Source organism: Pseudomonas sp. PAMC 26793, assembly GCF_000313235.1.
Taxonomy (GTDB): Bacteria; Pseudomonadota; Gammaproteobacteria; order Pseudomonadales; family Pseudomonadaceae; genus Aquipseudomonas; species Aquipseudomonas yamanorum.
In genome coordinates this window covers 154720-177132 of record NZ_AMXG01000030.1, presented here as the reverse complement: position 1 = coordinate 177132, position 22413 = coordinate 154720, and the positions used below count along the sequence as shown (strand labels likewise).

19 protein-coding genes are annotated in these 22413 nt (G+C 55.7%); 9 read left to right on the top strand and 10 right to left on the bottom strand.

All coding sequences use genetic code 11. The features are described 5' to 3' along the window. Positions 1-3: 3 nt before the first annotated feature. Genes D109_RS0113030 through D109_RS0113020 form a run of 3 tightly spaced genes read left to right on the top strand, consistent with a single transcriptional unit; the run spans position 4 to position 1611 of the window. On the top strand, positions 4-642 hold the full coding sequence (locus D109_RS0113030; protein ID WP_256219496.1) for a fimbrial protein: 639 nt from the start codon (positions 4-6) through the stop codon (positions 640-642). 10 nt (positions 643-652) lie between these two features. Further along, positions 653-1120 (top strand): fimbrial protein, encoded by a 468-nt coding sequence (locus D109_RS0113025; protein WP_017477283.1) that lies wholly within the window; start codon positions 653-655, stop codon positions 1118-1120. Then, entirely contained in the window at positions 1117-1611 is a 495-nt protein-coding gene (locus tag D109_RS0113020) for a fimbrial protein (RefSeq protein ID WP_017477282.1), read from the top strand. The genes D109_RS0113025 and D109_RS0113020 overlap by 4 nt, the downstream gene beginning before the upstream one ends. Here D109_RS0113020 and D109_RS0113015 read toward each other — a convergent pair whose 3' ends face one another. The 4 genes from D109_RS0113015 to D109_RS0113000 all read right to left on the bottom strand — a co-directional run bounded on the left by D109_RS0113015 (position 1612) and on the right by D109_RS0113000 (position 9313). Beyond that, on the bottom strand, positions 1612-2259 hold the full coding sequence (locus D109_RS0113015; RefSeq protein WP_017477281.1) for a response regulator: 648 nt from the start codon (positions 2257-2259) through the stop codon (positions 1612-1614). 28 nt (positions 2260-2287) lie between these two features. Continuing rightward, positions 2288-5185 (bottom strand): ATP-binding protein, encoded by a 2898-nt coding sequence (locus D109_RS0113010; protein ID WP_026077932.1) that lies wholly within the window; start codon positions 5183-5185, stop codon positions 2288-2290. Positions 5186-5309: 124 nt separating this feature from the next. Then, positions 5310-6509 (bottom strand): EAL domain-containing protein, encoded by a 1200-nt coding sequence (locus D109_RS0113005; RefSeq protein WP_017477279.1) that lies wholly within the window; start codon positions 6507-6509, stop codon positions 5310-5312. Further along, entirely contained in the window at positions 6506-9313 is a 2808-nt protein-coding gene (locus tag D109_RS0113000) for an ATP-binding protein (RefSeq protein ID WP_017477278.1), read from the bottom strand. Before D109_RS0113000 ends, D109_RS0113005 begins: the two co-directional genes overlap by 4 nt. 171 nt (positions 9314-9484) lie before the next feature. Between D109_RS0113000 and D109_RS0112995 the strand changes: the two genes are divergently transcribed. After that, positions 9485-10672, top strand: a complete 1188-nt coding sequence (locus tag D109_RS0112995; RefSeq protein ID WP_026077931.1) for an MFS transporter — start codon at positions 9485-9487, stop codon at positions 10670-10672. Between the two features lie 87 nt (positions 10673-10759). On the opposite strand, the gene D109_RS1000000134950 is transcribed toward D109_RS0112995, so the two are convergent. From D109_RS1000000134950 to D109_RS1000000132835, 4 genes are all read right to left on the bottom strand, one after another. Further along, the gene (locus D109_RS1000000134950) at positions 10760-10981 is read right to left on the bottom strand and encodes a hypothetical protein (RefSeq protein WP_017477276.1); all 222 of its coding nucleotides are present in this window, start codon (positions 10979-10981) and stop codon (positions 10760-10762) included. Positions 10982-11126: 145 nt separating this feature from the next. Further along, positions 11127-11492: a DUF6124 family protein gene (locus D109_RS0112985; protein ID WP_017477275.1), complete on the bottom strand. Its 366-nt coding sequence runs from the start codon at positions 11490-11492 to the stop codon at positions 11127-11129. Positions 11493-12313: 821 nt separating this feature from the next. Then, entirely contained in the window at positions 12314-12784 is a 471-nt protein-coding gene (locus D109_RS0112975) for a hypothetical protein (protein WP_081585345.1), read from the bottom strand. A 13-nt stretch (positions 12785-12797) separates the two neighbouring features. After that, a complete protein-coding gene (locus D109_RS1000000132835) occupies positions 12798-13556 on the bottom strand; it encodes a winged helix-turn-helix domain-containing protein (RefSeq protein WP_177325515.1) in 759 nt (252 codons plus the stop codon). Positions 13557-15906: 2350 nt separating this feature from the next. On the opposite strand from D109_RS1000000132835, the gene D109_RS0112970 reads away from it, so the two are divergent. The 5 genes from D109_RS0112970 (at position 15907) to D109_RS0112950 (ending at position 20444) form a co-directional block, all read left to right on the top strand. Beyond that, positions 15907-16401, top strand: coding sequence for a hypothetical protein (locus D109_RS0112970; RefSeq protein WP_256219495.1), 495 nt, complete (start codon positions 15907-15909; stop codon positions 16399-16401). 89 nt (positions 16402-16490) lie between these two features. After that, positions 16491-16985 carry a hypothetical protein gene (locus D109_RS0112965; protein ID WP_152416361.1) on the top strand — a complete coding sequence of 165 codons (495 nt, stop codon included), beginning with the start codon at positions 16491-16493 and terminating at the stop codon, positions 16983-16985. 328 nt (positions 16986-17313) lie between these two features. Continuing rightward, positions 17314-18552: a hypothetical protein gene (locus D109_RS0112960; protein WP_017477270.1), complete on the top strand. Its 1239-nt coding sequence runs from the start codon at positions 17314-17316 to the stop codon at positions 18550-18552. Between the two features lie 844 nt (positions 18553-19396). Then, on the top strand, positions 19397-19735 hold the full coding sequence (locus tag D109_RS0112955) for a hypothetical protein (RefSeq protein WP_026077930.1): 339 nt from the start codon (positions 19397-19399) through the stop codon (positions 19733-19735). Between the two features lie 28 nt (positions 19736-19763). After that, the gene (locus D109_RS0112950; RefSeq protein WP_017477268.1) at positions 19764-20444 is read left to right on the top strand and encodes an SOS response-associated peptidase family protein; all 681 of its coding nucleotides are present in this window, start codon (positions 19764-19766) and stop codon (positions 20442-20444) included. Positions 20445-20576: 132 nt separating this feature from the next. Here D109_RS0112950 and D109_RS0112945 read toward each other — a convergent pair whose 3' ends face one another. Beyond that, the gene (locus tag D109_RS0112945; protein WP_152416360.1) at positions 20577-21404 is read right to left on the bottom strand and encodes a hypothetical protein; all 828 of its coding nucleotides are present in this window, start codon (positions 21402-21404) and stop codon (positions 20577-20579) included. Between the two features lie 110 nt (positions 21405-21514). Then, on the bottom strand, positions 21515-22309 hold the full coding sequence (locus tag D109_RS0112940; protein WP_017477266.1) for a DNA adenine methylase: 795 nt from the start codon (positions 22307-22309) through the stop codon (positions 21515-21517). Between the last annotated feature and the right edge of the window lie 104 nt (positions 22310-22413).

The window sequence follows — 22413 nt, the reverse complement described above, 5'->3', positions numbered from 1 at the left end:
CCGTTGAGATTGACCGACCCGTATCACAACATCTACTTATCCAATCTGCCCATTGGCCAATACAGTAACAATTGCCTGGGTGGCTATTGCCGGCCTCTGCCCCTGAATACCGTGGTGCCTTACCGCTACATTCTGGTGGGCACTGCGCCCCGAACAGCAGGTACACGATTTGTAGCTGTAGCGCTGGGCGTGACCTCGCAAAACTGGCTGGGTTATGGCGAGTGGTTCATGCAAACACTATTTCAATACACCGTCGTTCCACCGGCGTGCAGCCTGAGTTCACCCGGCAGCGTCGACCTGCGCTTTGGCTCCATCAGTAACGCCGACCTCAGCAACCAGATGCAATCGACCACTGTGTCGATCAACTGCAAGTCCGCGATGCGCGCCAACGTCTACCTGCTGCCCAACCAGGCGGTAGTCAACGCCACCACCGGCGTGACACGCACCTCACTGGCAGGTTTGAACATGCAGGCGCTGTGGACCGACACCCTGAACCCGGTGAACTTCACTACCCCGCGCTTTATGCAGTTAGGCGTGGGCAGCAATGACGTAAACCTGAGCTTCAAGCCACAACTGGCGGCCGGGCAATCGCCGACGGGTGCGTTTCAGAGCCAATACACGCTGAACATCGACTATCAATGAGGGCCTTGCCATGAAAACTCCGCTGCTCGCCCTGGTGCTGCTCAGCAGCACCGCTCACGCTGCCGACGTGGTGAATATCACCGTCAGCGGCACCCTCACCCGCCCACCGTGCGTGCTGAGTACCGGCACCACCCTGACCGCCGCATTTGGCGACGTGCGTACTGACCAGGTGGCGACCACCGGCACTGTGGAAGTGCCGGTACGCTTGAAGTGCTCGTCGGGTTCTTCGCTCAACGTCAGCTTCACGTCCAATTACGGCACCTACACCTCCACCGTGGCCAAGACCACGGCGGATAACCTCGGTGTGTCGTTGCTGTGGGCGGACAACACGGCGGCAAACCTCAATGGCACCGTCAAGAAATACACCAACCTCAGCGGCGACGTGGATATCAGCCTCAAGGCGCAACTGGTCGAACGCGGCACGCTGGCGCCCGGCGCGTTCACCTCGTCGATGGTCATGACCCTCAATTACCTATGAAAGCGCTCGCCTGGATACTGCTGGCCATGGCCGGCACCGCCCTCGCGCAAGCGGCGGATGAAGCGCAGATCGACATCAGCGGCAAGCTGACCGCGCCGCCGTGCACCGCGAGGTTTCCGAATACGCAACAGGTGGACCTGGGCAAGGCCAACCTGAGCCAGTTGGCCGACGACAGCGCCGTCGCCACCGACGTGCCGCTGGTCTTCGACTGTCAGGCGGGCGTCCAGGTCGAGCTGAGTTTGTCGGCGAACATGGCCCGGGCTATCACCGTCAACCCGGTGTTGCTCACCACTCTCCCATCCCTGGGGTTGCAGGTGCAATTGCGTGACAAGACCGACAAGCCGGGGATCGGCCTGGGCCAAACCAGCACCTGGCCGGTAGAAGACGAACCGTTGGCGCTGACCCTGCGCGTCAAGCCCGTGTCCCTGGGCGAGCTGCCCGAAGCGGGTAGCTACAAAGCCACCCTGTTGATGCAGATGACGTACCGCTGATTACTGAAACTGCCGGGCTTCGATGCAATAGGTCAGCAGCGCCTGGTCACTGTCCACCTCCAGCTTGCGCATGGCCGAAATCTTCTGCGCGCTGACGGTCTTGTTGCTGCGGCTCAACTGCCGCGCGATATCGCTCACGCTCATGCCCGTCACGAATAAACGCAGCACTTCCATCTCCCGTGGCGACAGACTCTGGAAGCGCGCCTGCACCTGGGTCACATTGGCCAAGACCGAAGTCGCGGCGGGCTCCGGTGCGCGGTAACTGCGCTGGGCACTGATCGCGCCGAGGGCTTTTTCGATCTCGCCGTGCAGGTGGTTTTTCTGGATCACCCCGGCCACGCCCAGCTCCTGCAAACGCGTGAGAATCAGGCTGTTGGAAATCATGGTCAGCACCAGCACCTGGGTCGCGGGAAAGTGACGCAGGATGTACTCGATCAGCTTCAACCCATCGCCATAGGTGTCGTCACCCGGCATGTTGAAATCGGTGATCAGGACTTGCGGCCGGTGCTTGCGCAACTGCTCGATCAGTTGACTGGAACTGACCGCTTCGCCCACCAGGCTGTAGCGCGAATCACGCTGTACGATTTCGCGTACGCCCACCAGCACGATCGGGTGGTCATCGGCGATCACAACGTTCATTTCTCGCATTTTTTATCTTCCTTGTAGTGGGCATTCATCAGGTTTGCGACTCTGCGAGCAAGCACTGCGCCACCGCCGTCAACCGTGCGCACAAGCCCCGGATCCGAGTGGTGGCGTGGGTATCCAGCGGCGCGTCGTACAGCGCGTTCTCCCATTCCTGGCAGGCGCTGGACAGTTCTCCGGCACGCACGCTGGCCAGCGCGCCGTTAAGGCTGTGCAGGCGCTCACGCACGAGGGTGGCATCACCGGTCGACAGGCCTCGTTCGATCTGCTGCACATCCACCAGCAACGTATCGGCCATCAATTGGCGCATGGCCGCGGACAGCTCGATCCAGCCTTCGCGATCCCGGTCCACCTGCACCACCGGCAAGGCCGTGGCCCGCCGGCAGTGCGCCATCAACGCCTGGCGCAGCATGCTCAGGCTCAGCGGCTTGACCACCCACGCGTTCATGCCCACCGCCAGGCAGCGCTCGCCCTCCTCGCGCAGGGCATTGGCGGTGACGCCGATAATCGGCACCTGCACACCTTGTTCACGCAGCGCGCGGGCCAGGTCGTAGCCGTTGAGGCGCGGCATGTTGATGTCGGTGATCACCAAATCGAATGGCTGCGAGCCCCAGATTTGCAGGGCGTGCTCACCGTCACGCGCTACGGTGGGATGGGCACCGAGGGCTTCGAGCTGCTCTTGCAGCACGGCCTGGCTGACCGGGTTGTCTTCGGCTACCAGTACGCGCACGTTCAAACACGGGGCGTCCAGGCACAGGGGCATTGACGGTTGCACCGCGTAGGGCAAGGTTTCCTCGAGTATCGGCAAGGTGATGAACAACGAAAAACTGCTGCCCAACCCCGGTTCGCTGACCACGCGCATGCTGCCGCCCATCAACTCACTCAAGCGCGAGCAGATCGACAGGCCAAGGCCGGCGCCATTACCATCCTGCCCACCCGCCACCTGATAAAACGGCTTGAACAACTGGTCCAGCGCTTTTTCCGGAATGCCCACGCCGGTATCGGTGACCTGCCATTGCAGGGTCACCTCATCCTCAAGCAGTTGCTGCACCGTCAGGCGCAAACGCACGCGCCCCGAATCGGTGAACTTGATCGCATTCCCCAGCAGGTTATGCAGGATCTGCCGGATGCGGCCAGCGTCGCCGAGCAGTTGCGGCGGCAACTGCGAGTCGATTTCGGCATCAATCTGCAAGCCTTTGTTGCGCGCGGTCGCGCTGAATGCCAACACCGATTCTTCCACCAACTGGCTCGGGCTGAACGGCGCCGCTTCCACGGCCATTTGCCCGGATTCGATTTTCGATACATCCAGTACGTTGCTGATCAACTGGAACAGCACGGTAGACGAGCCCTGGATAATCTCCAGGTAGTGGCGCTGACGCTCACTCATGTCGGTCAGGGCCATCAGTTCCAGGTTGCCGAGCACGCCGTACAACGGGGTGCGTATTTCATGGCTCATGGTTGCCAGGAACACAGTCTTGGCCTCATTCGCTTCGGTCGCTTCCTGGCGCGCCTGGGTCAGCAACTGGGCTTCGTCCACGTGCCGGGTGATGTCGTTGCAGCCGCAGAGGAACACGTCCTCGCCCTCGTAACGTGCCGCCACCACCACGACTTGCAAATAACGCCCTTCGACCGCCAGGCACATCTCGCCTGGCGTCTGCGGGCCATCGTTGGTCTTGAGCACGGCGAGCAAGGGTGCGGTGCCGCGCAGTTGCAAGGCACGCTGGTTTTCGAGGAGCAACTGGTGATCGCTGCGGCGCACCACGCACAAGCCCACCGGGGCGTTGTGCAGCATGATGCGGTTGAACGCCTCGCTCTCGAACAAGCGTTCCTGGGCGCGCTGCGCGGGGCTGACGATGCGGGTCTTGTACCAATGGTTGATCCACCAGCCCAGCAGCACGGCCGCCAAAAACGTCAGGCCGAGGCCCAGCAGCGGCCATTTGGCATAGCGCAGAAAGTCCTGATAGCTGATGGCGTACAGGCCGGTCCAGTGCTCGCCGCCCTCGCTGAGCATCTTGAAACGCAAGCCCTGGCTGTTGAAGCTCAGGCCCAGCGGCGCCATCTGTTCATCGCCGAGGCTGCCGAGCAACACATCGCCCAGGGGCGAGATCAGGGTGAACTGGTTGTAGACCGAGAGCCTGAGCACCCGCTCGAATTCATCGACCTGCGAGGTGTCCACCACCACCGCCAGGGTCAGCAGGCCCTGGGGCTGATTGGCCGGTAACACGGCCGCGGGCGCGTCGAGGCCGATCATCGCGACCACACTACGACTGTTCTGATACAGCTTCGGTGGCGCACGCATCCAGCGCACGCGACTGTCGTTCAGCAACGGGCGTTGACTCTGTTGCAGTTGGTGCAAGCGGCTCACCACGTCGCGGTACTGTTCGCGCAGCAACGGTTGATGCTGGCGCAGACCGCCCACACCGGGCACGGCCAGGCTAGCGACATCATTGGGGGTGAACACGAACATTTGCGGCGAGGCGTAAAACGAGCTCGCCCAATAGCCGCCATAGTAGTCGGTCAGTTGCACGCCAAATGCCAGCGCCCGGCGCGTGTCATCCGCAGAGAACGTCTCGGCGTGGGACAAGGTAAACGGCAGCGACAAGGCAAACCCCTTGGCCTGCACTACCACTTGCCCGGCATCGTGCTGCAACTCCATCACCGAGGTCGACAGCACCGACGGCAGCGGCGGTGCGTTGCTGCGGTTGTAGCCGCTGGCCACGTTGCGCAGGAACGCCTCGTGCTCATGGATAATCTCCACCACGCGGGCGAAGTGGAACTCGACCTTTTCCTGCTCGGCGTCGAGCAACCGCGATACCGCCCAATAGCAACTGCTGGACAGCAACAAAGCGAGCCCCGTGAGCAATAACAGGGCTTTGTTCAGGCGTTGAGAGCTTTGCGCCAGCTTGTCCAGGCGCAGACTTGCATGTTTCATCGTCAGTACCGCAGAAGCCTGAATCAGGACGTTGGGCCTATGCTTGATCCCGGCATTGGCCAATAACGCCCGGCTGACCGGGCGACCCTTCCTTCGGGCTTCTTGACTGTGTGACCCTGGCCACTCACATAAGTGCTGGCGCAGGGCCATCCTCGATTAACAGGGCGCTGAATTTTTCCGCCGCCACGGCGTGGGAGATCAAGAAACCCTGCACCTGATCGCAGCGGATACGCCGCAACACCGCCAGCTCCGCCTGGGTCTCGGCGCCCTCGGCGATGGTGGTCAGCCCGAGTTTGCGGCCCAGCTCGACAATGCTTTGCAAGGCCGACGCCAGGCTTTCGTTCTCGGCACAGCCATGCACCAGTGACCGGTCGATCTTGACCTCGTTAAACGGCGTCGACACCAGGTTGAAGTAGGAACTGAACCCCTTGCCGAAGTCATCCTGCGCCAACCCAAAGCCCATCATGCGCAAGCGACATGCTCCAGCGTAGTAGTTACTGGGCAACTGTGTGGTGGAGCTTTCCATCAATTCGAAGGTGATTTGCCGGGGTTCGGCGTCGCGACTTTGCACTTGGGCGAGCAGGCGGTCGACCAGGTCGCTCTGGTCGAGCAAATGCGTGGGCAGGTTGATCGACACCGGCAGCCGGTAACCCAGTTGCGCCCACTGCGCCTGGGCGCTGAGAGCCTGGCCCAGGATGCAGGTGAGCAGCCGGGTTTCCAGGCCAAGGCGCTCGATTTCGTCGAGAAACACGCCGGGCATCAATAATCCTTCCTCCGGGTGTACCCAGCGCGCCAGGGCTTCGGCGCCGACGATCCGCCCGTCATGCAGGGATTTTTTCGGCTGGAACCAGGCCTGGATCTCACCGTTGGCCAAGGCGCGCACCAGGTTCTCGCGAGCGTGACTGACGCCCCGGTGGCAACACGGCGTACGCGCCCGCTCGGCGAGTTTGTCGAGGCAATCGCGCAGGGTGCGCACCTCGCGTTCGCGCACCGGCTTGGAGATCAGCCCGGCGACGGTCAAGCCAAGATTCCCGGCCACCTGCCCGGCGCCCACCAGCATGCGCCGCGAGGCCACGCTCATCAGCGCCAACGCGGGCGGCGCGTGCATCCGCGCCAGTTGCTGGATGAGTTGCACGCCGTCCATTCCCGGCATCATCAAGTCGCTGAGCAGCAGATCGTAGCGCTGGCGGGCCAGGCGTTGCAGCGCGGCGGCGCCATCCCAGACCACATCGACGTCAAACCCGCCGATGGCCTGGAAGACGTTGATCAAGTACTCATGCTGGAAAGGATGGTCTTCCACGATGAGTACGCGATAGGCGCTCAAAGCACCCTCCTCTGATAGCGGTGCAGGCACTGGTAGAGGGCGCGCAGGGTGAACGGCTTGACCAGGCAATGATCCATGCCAGCGTTCAGGCAGCGCTCGGCTTCGTCGAGCATCGCGTTGGCGGTGGCCCCGATGATCGGCAGTGAGCAACCCAGGCGACGCAGTTGCTCGGTGAGCTCATAGCCGTTCATGCGCGGCATGTTGACGTCGGTGAGAATCATGTCGAACGCGGTATCGCCCCACAGTGACAGCGCTTCAATGCCGTCGCCGGCCAGCACCACGCTGCAGCCGAGCTCTTCCAACTGGTCGCGCAGGATCAACTGGTTGATCAGGTTGTCTTCGGCCACCAGCAGGCGCAGGTTGAGGCTGAACTCAGTGGGCTTCTCGCAGATCCTCGGCGACAACAACTCTTCGCTGCCCTGGGCGCGGCTGACCGCACGGTTGAGCGCCTGCAGGTTGTTCAGGCCGATCTGCCAGGGATAAGCGCCATGCTCGTCGACCGCGGCCATCACCCGCGGCCCGGACCAATGCAGCAACTGGTCGGGCTCGGTCGGGCCCGGATACAGCTCGACCAGCACCGCGCCGGGATCGGCCTCGGCAGACTCCGGCGCACCGAGCTGCGCCCGCGCGCCCCAGCGGCGCAACCAGCCGCCGACACTTTCTGCCAGCTCACGCACCGGCGACACCACATACACCCGCTCGCCGAGCAGCGGTTGCGCCCAAGGAGCCCGGTCGTCGTCGTTGACTTGCTCCAGCGGCAAGGTGAAGGAAAAGCTGCTGCCCAGGCCTGGCTCGCTGACCACCCGCAAGGTGCCGTTCATCAAGTGCATCAGGCGCTTGCAGATCGACAGGCCAAGGCCACTGCCGGCGACCACATTCGCATTGCCGCTGGCCTGGAAGAACGGCTCGAACAGGTACCGCTGGTCTTCCTCGGCGATGCCCTTGCCGGTGTCGACTACCTGCCACTGCAACATCGTGCGCTCGCCTTCACGGCTTTCCAGGCGCAGACGCAAGACAATCCGGCCGCTTTCGGTGAATTTCAGCGCGTTGTTCAGCAGGTTATTCAGGATCTGGCGGATGCGTGTGACATCCCCGCGCACGCGGTCGGGCAACTGCGGGTCGAGGCAGGCGAACAACTGCAGGCCCTTGCTTTGGGCGGCGCCTGCGTAGCCCTGGATCACTTCCTGCACCAACTCGATCGGTGAGAACGTGCTGAACTCAAGGGACAGTTGCCCCGCCTCGATTTTCGACACGTCCAGCACATCGCAGATCATTTGCAGCAAGTTCGCCGACGAGCCTTCGATGGCATTCAGGTAGCCGCGCTGCTGGCTGTTAAGGTCGGTGCGCGCAAGCAATTCCAGTGTGCCCAGCACGCCATACAACGGCGTGCGGATCTCATGGCTCATGGTTGCAAGGAACAGGGTCTTGGCCTCATTCGCCGCGTCCGCCAGCGTGCGCGCCTGCTGCAAGGCCAACTCCACCTGCTTGCGTTCGGTGATGTCGCTGAAGGCGCAGATCAGCACCTCCTCACGCTGGTAACGGGTTGGCGCGAAACTCAGGTACAGGTGACGACCGTCGGCCATTTGCAGCTCGTCGGTGCTGCTTTGTTCCGACTCATCGAACGCGCGGCGAATCCAGCCGTGGCACAGTTGCTGGCGCTCGTGGCCGTTGCCCAGCCATTGCCGGGACAGGGGGTTTTCCAGCACTACCTCGCCGTCGCTGCGGCGCAGCACGCACAAGGCCACTGGCGCGATGCGAATCACCGCACTGCTGAATGCCTCACTCTCCACCAGCGCTTCGATGCGATTGGCTGCCGGGATAATCAAACGCTGATCGATGCGCCGCACCAACCGCACCATCAACAAGCTGGCCACTGCGCACAACAGCAGGCACAGCAGCAACGGCATGGCCAGGCTGGGCAACAGTGAACTCAGCTCCAGGCTGTAGACGATCTGCCACTGGGAGTAACCCAGGTGCTTGCGAATGGCCAAGCGATCCGGCAGCCAGCGGCTGCCTTCCCAACCAAAGCTGGCCGTGGCGTGATACTGGCGCAGCACCTGCGCAGCCGACGGTTGATGAGGCGTGCTGCTGAAAATCAGCTGCCCGGCACCATCAAGCAACATGAAGTCCCCGGCTTTTTCATGCTGCAGGGCGTTGATCAGGTCCGGGCCGTCCACCTCCAGCCCGAGCCAACCCGACGTGGGGCTACGGTCGTCGAGGCGGGTGAAGATGTATAGCGGTGAATCCAGGCGGCTCTGCTCAGTCAGCCACAACTCATCGCTGACCGAGACCTTGCCGGTGTCCACCGCCATCAACCGCTGCAATACTGGCTGCGGCACATTCTCCGGGGCCGCCCCAACAGTAAACAGGCGCTCCACCACCGGCTCGGCACGCTGGGCGACGTAGATCAGGTTGACCTGATTGACCTGCAGGTAATCAAGCAGGCGCCTAGTCAGCCAAAGGCTCCACATATTGCCCGCCTCGCCCAAGGTGATGTGCACCTCTTCGGCCGGCACATTATTGAGGTTGCCCACGGGTGGCGTGACATGGCGAACCGTCGACAGGCCGAGGCTTTTGAGCAGCGTCTGGCGGCTGACAAAAAAACTCTGCGCATCGGAAATCGCCTCATTCATATAACTGCGCCGTAGCGAAATTTCCTCATTCAACGCCGCACGTAAGTAGCTATAGGCACCCACATACACGCCGAGCACCAATGCCAGGGCGAACAGCCGCAACAACTTGCGCGCGGCCTTGGGCGTCGAAAAAGAAGAGTCGAGTGGTTGCAGGAAATGTTTGAGCTTCATCACCAAAAGAGTAAGCGTGGCGAGAGGGTAGTTGAATAAGACGGATCTCAAAGCCTCGCACTGCTTACGCCGATGGAACTCTCGCGCAACACGCTGTTCTAGACACCTTCGCCGCTGCTTGCGTAGCATCGGCGGCTCTCCACCGTGTCATCCATCCAAACAGAGCGATCCATGTCTATCCACCAAACACCCGGGCACGTGTTGCCCGCGCGCAGCGCCGCCAAAATGGAAGCGGCCATGGCCGTGGGCGCGTTCGCTATCGGCACCGGCGAATTCGCCATCATGGGCCTGATGCCCGACATCGCCCACAACCTCAACCTCAGTGAGCCGCAAGTGGGCCACGCCATCAGCGCCTACGCATTGGGCGTGATGGTCGGCGCCCCGCTGCTGGCGATCCTCGGCGCCAAGTTGCTGCGTAAACACATGCTCCTGCTGCTGATGGGGCTGTATGCCCTGGGCAACCTGGCCACGGCGTTTACCCCAACCTTCGGCTCGCTGGTGGCCTTCCGCTTTATCAGCGGCCTGCCCCACGGCGCCTACTTCGGCATCGCCGCCGTGGTCGCCTCCAGCATGGTGCCCAACAACAAACGTGCCGGCGCCGTCGCACGAGTGATGATGGGCCTGACCCTGGCCATGCTGCTCGGCAACCCCATCGCCACCTTCCTCGGTCAACACCTGGGCTGGCGCTCGGCGTTCGCACTGGTCAGCGCTATCGCCCTGTGCACCATCGCGCTGGTCTGGCAATTCGTACCGGACCGCCACGACGAACCCCGCAGCGACCCGCGCAAAGAACTGCGCGCCTTCACCAAACCGCAGGTGTGGATGGCGCTGTCCATTGGCGCTATTGGTTTTGCCGGGATGTTCTGCGTATTCAGCTACCTGGCGCCGACCATGCTCGAAGTGACCAAAGTCTCGCCGCAGTGGATTCCCTTCGGTCTGGCCGCGTTTGGCGTAGGCGGCATCATCGGCAACATCGCCGGCGGCAAGCTGTTTGACCGCCTGCAATTTCGCGCAGTGGGCTGGATTATGGTGTGGTCGATGGCCGTGCTGATCTTCTTCACCTTCGCCGCGAGTTCGCTGTGGAGCGTACTGCTGGGCATCGGCCTGGTCGGCACCATGATCGCCATGGCCGCGCCGCTGCAAATCCGCTTGATGGACATTGCGCATGAAGCACCGAGCCTCGCGGCGGCGTCCAACCACGCGGCGTTCAACCTGGCGAATGCCCTGGGGCCATGGTTTGGCGGGATGGCGATTACAGCCGGGTATGGTTGGACTAGCACGGGCTACATTGGCGCTGCCACGGCACTGGTGGGCCTGGGCATCTACCTGATCGCCCGACGTATGAAAGGCGGTCACTAACGCCCTCCCGCGATCCAATGTGGGAGCTGGCTTGCTCGCGAAAGCGGTGGGTCAGTCACTGAGTAACTGGCTGCCCCACCCGCTCACTCAATCATCATGCATCAACCCCGAACCATACTCCCCGTAACTACTCCCCAGCGCATTGCCCCCAAAATTCATCTTGGCGGCCTTGCTGGGGCTATGGTCCCCAAAGGCCTGGCATCCCCCTGAAAAACACGGGTCGCTACTCACGTCAGACGAACCCGTCGAACAAGCGGCCAACAGCAACGTGCCCGCGACCATCACGACTTTGACGAGATTGGAGATCATTTTTCAGTTCCCTTTGGGCTGGAGGCGTATAGGTCCTCTCTTAAGGAGGATCGTAGACCTCAAAAGCGCAGGGAATTATGAAACTTTGCTGGATGACAGGATGGGTTCAGGTTGCCGCCTTGGGGTAAGGCGGCAGGGTTCGGCGTCAGGCGGTGGCCGTACTACCTACAGGCGCGACTTGCTCCAAGGCTCGGTCAACGAGTAGAGCACTCAGGTCGATTAGCTGCTGGATGCCCAAGACTATGGCGCGATGGGGCTCATCGAGGTCGAAAGCCAAGGTCGCGGCCATTTGGTTAGCGGATTCCAGGTTTTCAGCGGCGTTGGCTAGGAGAGTTTCGGTGTCTATGTCAGGGCTGACGAGGAATAGGTTGTTGCTTGACTGGTCGGCGGGTGCATCTTCATCAGATGACGGCAAGTAATGATGGATAGCACGCTGAGCCGCAGCTTGAAGCTTGGCGTCAGTGGGTGCAGCAGTTGAGGCATGAGGCGGATTCGGCGTGACTTTGTACATGGCGAAGCTCCTTAACTATTCAGGAACTGCCAATCTCACTTCCACATGAGGGTGGCAGCTGTACGCAGGTGTGGAAGACCAGGGCTAAGGACCCGGCGCACCGAAGTGCCCCGCGCACAGCCGCCATAACACATGATACAGGCGTAAAAAAACGCCGGCAGGTGTTTATAGGCGATTGCGTCTTAGCTGGTACGGACTTCCACATCCGGCCGCTGGTTTTCCAGCGGTTTGAGGAGGTTAGCGATGCGAGGTCTGAGGGACAAGCTGAGAAAAGCGTGGGAAATTTCTCAAGGAATATTGGAGACTCCCATGGTCTTCCACCGCATGATCACCGTGAAAGACGTCGTACAAATCCTACAGTTTGAATAAACGGGACGGTTTTATTTAAAATTGAAACTAGATTATTAGGCGTCAAATAAATCTGCCCCATTTACCCGAACTGATAAATGACGTGGGCGCATGATCCCAAAAGTCACGAGTGGACGCCCGCTTTGGGTCGACTGCTGCCGGTCATGAGCGAAAAACATAAGCCTTTTCGGTGATGGATTGGAGCTATTAACTCTACAGGCTATGAAATACGCGGCCTCCAACGCTTTCCGGAAAAACCCGTACCACTTTTGCACCACCTATAGTTATATGCCCCGCTTTTGAATAAGCCCAAATCAATTGTAAGCTTTGAACCTAGCGAGCTATCGGTCTTTTGTGTTTGACGTCAAGCGTAAGCAGATCCCGACTGCGGACGATCCCAACACATTTCTTCATGCGCACTATAAAAACGCCCGGCCCGTAGGCCGTGCGACATCTCAACACTGTTCGCGGCCCTACCTGAGACCAAAACAGAACAAGCCGTTATTATCGTAGTGATAAAAACACATTCCTGAGGAGTCGTTCTTTAGTAGACGAACATATGAAGAGCTACCTTCCGCAAGCTCAAGCTGCCTGTCCAATATAACAGGAACACCAAACTCGCTTAATAGATCGTCCAATCCTTTTGTGACAACTTCCTTTTCTATGCTCATAAAAGCATAGGCGCCCCAGATAGGAGTAATATCTCCGGTCACATATAGATATTCAGTTCTCCCTGAATCCTGCCACGTTGACGTATATTGAAACGAACGGTGTCCAAGCGTCATCGTCTCAATATTATTTATCACACGACCCTCTTTCATAGCAGCATCTTTTTCGATATATAATGAGGTAATCATTCTGTATTCGACGTTTTTCTCCAGCCCCCACTCTCGCAAATAAGCGACGAGCACAATCAATATCAAGCTACAGATCACCACACTCAAAACTAAAGCTCTCTTAATTACCACCAGCCATCCCTCCCGCGCTCGAAATACAGCGCACAACAAGAAAGTGCAATGGGACATTTATTGGCACAGCATAAGAACTCGACCCTACGGGGGTATAGCATACAACTCTATATCTTTCATCTTGAACTCTAATCATTATTCTTCCATGGAGATTCACAGGAATATTCTTTAACTGTGACACCAAAGTCGCTGCGACATCTTTTTTTACCGATGTAATGAATTCAATATCTAGGCCACCCACTTTAAAACTCTTAACCTGTAGAGGATCATCCGTTAAAATCTCAATCTCTGGCTGAAAAAAATAAGTTAAAGCAACTATAAGCACCAATACGCCCAACAACTTATACGCAAAAGCAATAATCGTTTTCCGCTTAAACCCTTTTATAACGGGCTCGATAAACCCCTCATTAGCTGGAGAAAAAAGACTTGTACTATCGATTAATTCGTTCACATCCTTAAGCGGCTGTTCATCACCATCTAGAGGACTAGCTAAATAATCAGTGTTAAACATGTAGCCCGCTTTAGGACTGGTAACTATGACGCTATGCCCATCCACACCAAAAAAAGATCTTACATTAAAAATAGCTTGATTTAAGCTACCAACCGTCACCACGCGCCCAGGCCAACCAAATGAAATTAACTGTTCCTTACTGAGAATTTCTCCCGGACTGGAGATAAGTTTATATAACACTCTAATCTCGGCGCCCCCCAAATGACAGACTATAGGGCGCTCGTCACGATCGCTCACCTGAAGTCTCCAGCTTGGACAATCAAAAAACAACCGAGCCCACCCCCTACTCCCAGAGACCATGTAAACATAATAGATTTCGACCTCGACACCTAACTTTGTATCAGGCATATCCCCCCCTCACTTTAGATCGGAATAACGCCAATATAAACGACACTGTAGTACGAAGCACGCACTGCCTACCCACCCCCACACAAACCGCCCTCAATTATTGAAAAATAATTAATAATTTATCAATAATTTGACTGCACACCAAGCAAACGGCAAATTCACGACATATGACCGTGGAGCCACGACCTTGCATTATAGATCAGACATTAACGACGCCAGCGAGTTTATCGAATACGATCCTTTATCAAAGGATCACCAACAGCAAATCCTTGATTTGAATACTCGACAGTTAAGGCCAAAAATAGTAAAAGACTATTCTTTTAATAAGATCCTTTCGGCCGCGCTTGGGGACAGGATTATCATAAATAATTTCCCGTCAAACCCAACTCATGGATCTTCGAATTTCTGTGACAAAGTTTCTATTGAAATAATTTCTGCCAGCAAAGATTCTGTTGATTTGAGACTAACCATAAGCAATAACACTTTTATAATTGAGAAGGAATTGCCAGCAAAGAGTTAGGCCAGCTTCGAGAGCTGGCCCTAACCTATAAGCCTACACTGACTCCCCACGACAAGCTGACCGCCTTATCTAAGTATTTAGAGGTCAGAGATTCCTCCACAAAATTAAAGTCCGAGGCGGTAAATACTTACGCTTAAACTTTTCAGTAACCACTCTGAGCAATGCACTTCGGGGGACACAAATCCAACGCTACTAACTGCTGGAAATAAGGAGCCACGTTTAATCAGCGGCCCCACGAACGGTCTGCAGAAGCAACACAGCGACCAGCATTTATCCCTGCGGCTAGATGCAATCATAGAGGCTGCTGTGACGGAATCAGCACGCTGATGGGTGACTTAACTTCCTCAGCGATTTAGGCGCCAAGCTAGCCGATTTCCCCGTTTTGATAAGCCCTACACTTCTGCCTCACCCATTCAGACTTTCACAACGCCCTTGATCACAGCTGTGCCTCAAACGTACTCCCGTCGCTTCTACGAAGAAAAGGGGACAGATTTATTTAATATTGATCTAGCCTCGCACGATCTACCCCAGCCCCTCTAACCCATTCCTGATAAACTGCTAAACCTTCGCAATCTCCGTCCCAGATCCCAATGCCCTCAGACATAGCGCCACCGCAAGCCCTGTCCCGTCGCTTCAGCGTTGCACCCATGATGGATTGGAACTACTGAACGAAAGAGCCTTTAAAACAAAGGCCTACAGCTGATTTCTCTTTATCTCGTACCATTTATGTACCATTGGACCCCAATCGGTCCATACCTCCGACCTGAAGAGCCGCCATAGGCATCAGGCAGAAAACGGCCAGTAGCTGCCGTTTGACCTCATCCACTTACGGCTCAAAGCGACTATCCGAACATAGGGTCAACATTGATCAGGATCCCCGACTTGCAGAACCATTTTCAATGACCCTTCAGTCAAGTCATGAAGAAATTCAATTTCTGAGGCATTGATGAAAAAAATCGATCCCGAGAAGGTTTCGGCAGGCATTGCGAAACACGGAGACAGTCGACCTCGTAGCTTTTCCGGGTAAGCAATGAACAGCGCACCCTCCCTGTGGCCAATAGCAAAGGAATCGTTGGTACACCTGATTTCCAATGAATTACTTTGAGACTGGCTACCTCTCAGCGGTAGGTGGATGCTCGTACCCACCTTACATTTTCGAATAGCTCGCGAAACGGTGTTGAAATCTGCTGGTGTACCGAGCAGTCGGGCTTCGTCCACTGTGATAAGTACCTGCAAATTGATGCCTTTTATCAATGCTGTTCCTCCTGATATCGCACACAGCAGTATCGGTGAATTGCCCCGGGTTTCGTAGACGTTTTTGGAGTCCGTTTTTTGGACGGCAGAAGCCACTCATGAGCGGCCGCTTCGGGCCTAAAGGGGTCGTTCATGAGCGTCAGCTACCGGCCAAAAGCGGCCGCTCGCTATCTAAGAAATCTGGGACGATTCATTCCCAAAAACCTTTAGCTCGTCCATATCGCTCCAGTTATACAACGTACTTATTTGAACATTGGCCCCGCGGATGAAATTTACATTTTTTGCACAACGAGGTGCGTCAGACGCTTACTGTCGTGGTGCATTGCTGCGCGCCGAAAAGACAGATGGCCATTTGTCATCACGCTGACTATTATTGACCTTCACTATCTGCCTACCAGGGAAATCGCCGAGTCTCCCCGTTGAGCGGGATCGACAGGCAGTGGGCTTATGAGCCAAGGAGTTTACGTGTTCAAAACTTTCGCTTTAGCGCTTACCCTCGCGTGTCTGTTCGGCTGCGCTCAACAACCCCTTGTCCATAGCGTAAAACCCCTCGCGACACTTCAGGGACAGCAACACGCCCTGTTGATCGGTAAGTGGTACGGCGAAGCTACAACCCTCGACGGTAAACGTACACAGCAACTGACTGAGCGCCGCGCTGACGGCGTCTTCGCTGTGAAGTTTCGCGTGACCGACAAATCTGGCCAATCGATTGAGCAAAAGGAATTCGGCCTATGGGGAGTGTCTGGCAAGATCTACTTCACCATCACAACCGGGAGGCATGTGGGGGGGCAGACCACTTTCGCCAACCCAGGAGACCCTTACCTTAATGACGCGTATGAAATCATTGAGCTCACCCCCACTACGTACCGCAGCAAGGCACAAGACTTCGGCGACGAATTCACGCAAAAGAGAGTGGACGACGGGTTTCTGTTTCCCGAGATTCCTGTGGTCAAGCCTTGATGATCGCTCCCACGCTCTGCGTGGGTATGCCGCTCACTCCCTGTTGAGCGGGATCGACAGGCAGTGGGCTTATGAGCCAAGGAGTTTACGTGTTCAAAACTTTAGCTTTAGCGCTTGCCCTCGCATGTCTGTTCGGCTGCGCTCAACAACCGCTTGTCCATAGCGTAAAACCCCTCGCGACACTTCAGGGACAGCAACACGCCCTGTTGATCGGTAAGTGGTACGGCGAAGCTACAACCCTCGACGGTAAACGTACACAGCAACTGGCTGAGCTTCGCGCTGATGGCGTCTTCGCTGTGAAGTTTCGCGTGACCGACAAATCCGGCCAATGGATTGAGCAAAAGGAATTCGGCCTATGGGGAGTGTCAGGCAAGATCTTCTTCACCATCACCACCGGGAGGCACGTGGGGGGGCAGACCACTTTCGCCACTCCAGGAAACCCTTACCTTAATGATGCGTACGAAATCATTGAATTAACCGCCACTACGTACCGCAGCAAGGCGCAAGACAGCGGCAACGACTTCACCCAAAAAAGAGTGGACGACGGATTTCTGTTTCCCGAGATTCCTGTGGTCAAGCCTTGATGATCGCTCCCACGCTCTGCGTGGGTATGCCGCTCTGGACGCTCTGCGTCCGGCCGTTGCACAGGTTTTATCCCGTCCCATAGTGCCGATCCCATTTGTCCGCTTTGGGTCGACTGCTGCCGGTCATGAGCGAAAAACATCAGCCTTTTCGGTGATGGATTGGAACTACTAATCCTACAGCCCTTGTAGATCAAGCTTTCTAGAGCTACTCAGAAAACCTCGTACCTTTTTCGTACCACTACTCTTCCAGAAACGAAGGCCCGGCCTTTAATAGCCGGCGCCAGTGGCACACTGCTATGCTTGACCGCTTTACCCAAGGATGACCTGCATGAGTCTCGAAAATATCGCTAATCGATTAATTAGTCTGGGCTGTTCGGCCGAAATCGATAAAAAATGCATAGTGTTAAAGCTAGATGACACGGAGACAACAATAAAATTCGATGAGGAATGGGAAAACTCCATCACGTCCTTTTACAAAGCAAGACAGTTTAATTTTGACGTTGAACGGAGAATGCTAACATCCAATCGATCGGTAGAGCTTCTTGTCGCAAGGCTTGATCCTGGTTTTTACTACCAGGTTGAACATAAATTCAATGACATCAAAGGGAATACAGTAGAACTTAGTCTAGCCACTCAAAATTATTTACTTGCCTACTTCGAATCAAAGCGATACGAAGATGCATTTGACATAATAAAGCAAAGATTGACTGGTCGCTTATCAAGAAGAGCGGGAGTAAGAAAACAACTTCCCATTAGATTTGATGAACTACTATTTAGACTTCACACTATAAAATATTCTGCAAAGCGAAAGCCAACCAATCAAAGCATTTACGATATTTCAATACAACCTATCAAAGCCTGCTTATTCTCCTTAGTCTATAAAAAAGACGAGAGCTGGGAATTAAGCCATGAAATAAAATCAAAAAGATTGAATTATCCTCAGGCAGGCGATAAGAGTGATGAGCCCTTAGAGATACCGCGAGCTAGCTATGATGATGCCGCGGTGACCTTCTATAAGGTAGCGAAAAGCAGTCAATTTCCAAGTCAGGCTTTCATTGCCTATTACCATATTCTTGAATTCCACTTCCTTAGAGTAGCTGACGAGTCATTATTCAACGCTGTTTGCACCCAGTTAAACAATCCTGATTTTCGATCCACTTACGAAAATGTTACTCGTCTATTAGCGGCAATCAAGCGAAACGACAACACGTCGAGTGAAAAGGAGATGCTTCTTGCAGTGTTAAGAAAGTATGTTGCAGAAGAAGAGTTTGTCGAATTCGTGACGAGCGTAGAAAAATCTGCCGGTGACAATATCTTCACAAAATTTAAACAGCCAATTTTTGGCGAAAAATTCTCATTCAACCTAGAAAAGGGGCATGCTTTAAATAGTGCTTCCGCAATAATAAAACACATTCGAAACGCGCTCGTACACTCGAGTGATAGATACTCGAGAGAAGATTGCTTCCTACCGCTTTCCGAATCTGAGGATTTAGTAGTTAGGTATATACCTATTGTTAAATTCTTTGCTGAACGAGTGATATTCGCTACAGCACAGCGTCAATTTTGAAATAGACAACAAAACAAAGCCAGAATCATGAATTCGATAGTCCCCCCTAGATCTCTTAGCAGAGACTCACGAATACCAGCGATCCAGCGGTACCAGTCGCGAGAAGAATTCTCACGGCAATCCCCACAAGCATCTGCGTGCACCTCTATACGCGTGCGCATCACGCGTATAGGGACCTGACGTTTGGGGTCTGGAGGGGGGCAAAAAAAAGAGTAACATAAGTAATCTTGACCGTTTTTTACGCTCAAGCCGTTGAAATCAAATGATTTTATTTTTAGAGCAAAAGGTAATTTTTAAGTAATATTGAAGTAATCTGATTACTCTTTATAAATGTAATTCCCTACTTTTATAAAAACCTTTAAAATCAATAGGTTGACAGAAAATTACCTTTTCCATTACTTCTCTGTTACTCCTTTTTGTAATCTCAACCCCCACGGAATAAGTGGCCTCCAGACCGTTTCTGTGGGGAGATTACTGAAATTACTCTTTTTGATACCTCCCCCCTCCCCCTCAACAGCAGAGCCTCTAGACGCCTTCAACGAAATACCCTCTCGGTGCAGGGTTCCGCAGGCTTTTGACCACCCTACAACCCCGAGCAGCCCCCCAGTCGGTGCCGCGTTGAGATGTCCGCAGGGCCGCAGAAAAAACCACCCATTTAGCCCGCAGGCGTGGTGGGGGGACGACGGCGCGCGCCAGGTGATGAAGCACGTCACAGCCCCACATGTAGCACGTCAACTCCCCGAATTGCGCCACTGGCCCAACCTCCTACAGCTCGTCGCCCAAAGTCCCACAACCTGTCAACCTCGATTACTGTATGCACATACAGCATTCGGAGCTACACCCCATGAACATCGACGAAGAAACCTGCGGGTGGCTTGGCATCCCCACGCCTCTCGAAATGCACAAACAGCACGCCCGCCTACTGGAGAATGAGATCCAGGAACTGAACCTGCAGCTGCGCAAAGCGAGGGAGGACATTCATGGCTTGGTGCAGATGCTGGCTGAGGCCGAGGCAGTCAAGACGCAGTTCCGGGGATACCTCACCGAGAGAAGTACTGAAGCCGCCGCCATGCGCAAACAGATCAACGATCTGACGACCTCATCAAGAGCTGACAAGAAACGCGCGGATCAGCTGAAAGAGCTGCTCGATAGCCTCGTCACTCGACCAAAAACCATCGTCTAAGCTCAGGTTTCAGATTGAGGGCCCAACCATGTGCGGAAGACTTTCCCAGTACAGCGGCATCCACGACTTCGTTGCGGCGCTGAGCATGCCCAACGCCCTCGCGAACTCGGTCGGTGAATTGCCACTCGAGCGCTACAACGTCGCCCCGACAACCCAAGTCGCCCTGCTCCACCTGCAGGGCGACATGCTGCGCGCCGACCTGGTGCGCTGGGGATGGCGGCCGCACTGGGCCAAGGATCGCGCCGCGCCGATCAATGCCCGCGTCGAGAAGGTGGCCCACGGCCCCTTCTTCCGCGCGATCTGGCCGCACCGGGCAATCACGCCCATCGACAACTGGTTTGAGTGGGTCGACGAAGCCGGACCGAAGAAGCAGCCCTACCTGATCCGGCGGCGGGATGGCGCGCCAGTGCTGTGCGCGGCCATCGGCCAACTACCTGACGCCGATGAAGGGCCGGACGAGCATGAAGGCTTTGTGATCATCACTGCCGACAGTGCCGGCGGCATGGTGGACATCCACGACCGAAGGCCCGTGGTACTGGCGCCGGATCTTGCTCGTGAATGGCTTGACCCGGCAACGCCGAAAGAGCGTGCCGAGCAGATGGTGCTGCACCAGGGCGAGCCGGCCGAGGCCTTTGAATGGTTCAAGGTCAGCGCCGCCGTGGGCAACGTGAGAAACAAGGAGCCCGATTTGATTCAACCAATACCCTAAGACTGCCCGCCCAGTGCCGACGTCCACCAAACTTACCTCTGGACAACCTATCGCGGAAAGTCACCGGCAATCCGCAAAGAGGTTCTCCGCCATCGGCAGCACATTGATCACTTACCCGGAGTACGGAAGTATTTAAAGTAACTTATCTATGGGGCGAAGGCTAATATACTTAGGATTGTCAACGATTGATATTTTCTTGCCATCAAAGGTTAGCCAATAAGCAATACGGACTTCCTGCTCATCCTTGAATACTTCAGGCTTTATAAATGCAACTCTATCCCTTAGCGTCTCAACGTGTGAAACCTGTAATTCTTCCTCCCCCCCAATAACAACAAACCGGTCAACATACTCAATATCTCTCGTCTCAATAAACAAGCCTAATCGTTGCTGAATCTCTTGAAGACCATACTTACCTGTCAAATCATCGGGTAGATCCCGAACAGTTAACTCACTCCACAATATGGCCCCAAGATGATTTGCAAAGGCGGCCAGCTTTTCAGCCGCTATAGTCCATTTATCTTCATGAGTATCAGTAACGCTTCCCGCACTTTCGCTACTTTTAGAAATACAATAAATCCAGCAGTTATGCGTCGAACCACTTAAGCTGACGCTTTTAACTTCCACACGCCCGTTAACAATCCGTATATCGCCTATCTCAGCAACACCTCCTCCCTCCACCTCAAAAGCGGATAGCCACTGAGGAGATGGCGCAACATAATCGGGAAAATTTAGCGAATATGAAAACGTCCCCTCTCCCTCATCCCTGAGCTTTTCATTCTCAATCGTTCTATACCCATATAAAGTCCCGAGCCGCACTGTATTGCAACCTGACTTAATATTGTATTTCGGATCACAAAATTTCGCATAATCTGGAGCGCTAAACCCGAAAAGCTTCATAAACTCGTTCCTTCCATATGATAAATCAGTAGGACTTTTGGCGTAAAATTCAGGGGCGCTCACCGCATACTTCCCTTCCATCTCTAAGCGCATATAGCCACAAAAGTCGCTAGACGACTATTAGGAAATTCGACAAACCCCCAGCAGGCAGGCCCGAGCTTCCTCATGGTTGCTTAGAATAATCCCCCGAAAGCATTCGGCTCCCAATTCATGATCACTAGCTCTCCGCTGAACTCGGCCTTCCCCTGCCTCTGATTGGTAGTGCTGTACCGAATGTCCACAGTTTCAAAGTGAAACCCCTCAAACACCCGTCGAATATCAGGGTGGTCGTTGATACTCACCATCACCTTGCCCTTGCAACGCCGCATAAACTCGGCCATCCGCTCGTAGTTTTCAAAGGGGAAGTCCACGCCATAGCCGGCGGTCTGCCAGTAAGGCGGGTCCATGTAATGGAAGGTGTGCGGCCGGTCGTAGCGCTCAGCACATTCAAGCCAGCTCAGGTTCTCGACATAGGTGCCAGACAACCGCTGCCAAGCAGCAGACAGGTTCTCCTCGATCCGCAGCAAGTTGATGGCAGGGCCAGTGGTTGCGGTACCGAAGGTCTGCCCGCTGACCTTGCCGGCGAAGGCATGGTGCTGCAGGTAGAAAAACCGCGCAGCCCGCTGGATGTCGGTGAGCGTTTCCGGTCTGGTCATCTTCTGCCATTCGAACACCTGGCGGGAGCTGAGCGCCCACTTGAACTGGCGCACAAACTCCTCCAGGTGGTTCTGCACCACGCGGTACAGCGTCACCAGATCGCCGTTGATGTCATTGAGGACTTCGACCGGCGCGGCCTGGGGCCGCATAAAGTAAAGCGCGGCGCCGCCGGCAAAGACCTCGACGTAACATTCATGCGGCGGAAATAGCGGAATAAGACGATCTGCCAGGCGACGCTTGCCGCCCATCCACGGGATTATTGGTGTGCTCATAAGTGATCCTTGTTTCGACAATTGGATTCGCTTAGGCTTCGCACCCCCTGCGCAGTGGGGCGAGGCCTTGGTTGGAGCACTCGGCGTGTTCGAGTGATTCAGCG

Bases quoted from the DNA above. Each gene is read 5' to 3' on its own strand.
- D109_RS0113025 (WP_017477283.1), top strand. From the start codon at position 653: ATGAAAACTCCGCTGCTCGCCCTGGTGCTGCTCAGCAGCACCGCTCAC.
- D109_RS0113020 (WP_017477282.1), top strand. From the start codon at position 1,117: ATGAAAGCGCTCGCCTGGATACTGCTGGCCATGGCCGGCACCGCCCTC.
- D109_RS0113015 (WP_017477281.1), bottom strand. From the start codon at position 2,259: ATGCGAGAAATGAACGTTGTGATCGCCGATGACCACCCGATCGTGCTG.
- D109_RS0113010 (WP_026077932.1), bottom strand. From the start codon at position 5,185: ATGAAACATGCAAGTCTGCGCCTGGACAAGCTGGCGCAAAGCTCTCAA.
- D109_RS0113000 (WP_017477278.1), bottom strand. From the start codon at position 9,313: ATGAAGCTCAAACATTTCCTGCAACCACTCGACTCTTCTTTTTCGACG.
- D109_RS0112995 (WP_026077931.1), top strand. From the start codon at position 9,485: ATGTCTATCCACCAAACACCCGGGCACGTGTTGCCCGCGCGCAGCGCC.
- D109_RS1000000134950 (WP_017477276.1), bottom strand. From the start codon at position 10,981: ATGATCTCCAATCTCGTCAAAGTCGTGATGGTCGCGGGCACGTTGCTG.
- D109_RS0112985 (WP_017477275.1), bottom strand. From the start codon at position 11,492: ATGTACAAAGTCACGCCGAATCCGCCTCATGCCTCAACTGCTGCACCC.
- D109_RS0112960 (WP_017477270.1), top strand. From the start codon at position 17,314: ATGAGTCTCGAAAATATCGCTAATCGATTAATTAGTCTGGGCTGTTCG.
- D109_RS0112955 (WP_026077930.1), top strand. From the start codon at position 19,397: ATGAACATCGACGAAGAAACCTGCGGGTGGCTTGGCATCCCCACGCCT.
- D109_RS0112950 (WP_017477268.1), top strand. From the start codon at position 19,764: ATGTGCGGAAGACTTTCCCAGTACAGCGGCATCCACGACTTCGTTGCG.
- D109_RS0112940 (WP_017477266.1), bottom strand. From the start codon at position 22,309: ATGAGCACACCAATAATCCCGTGGATGGGCGGCAAGCGTCGCCTGGCA.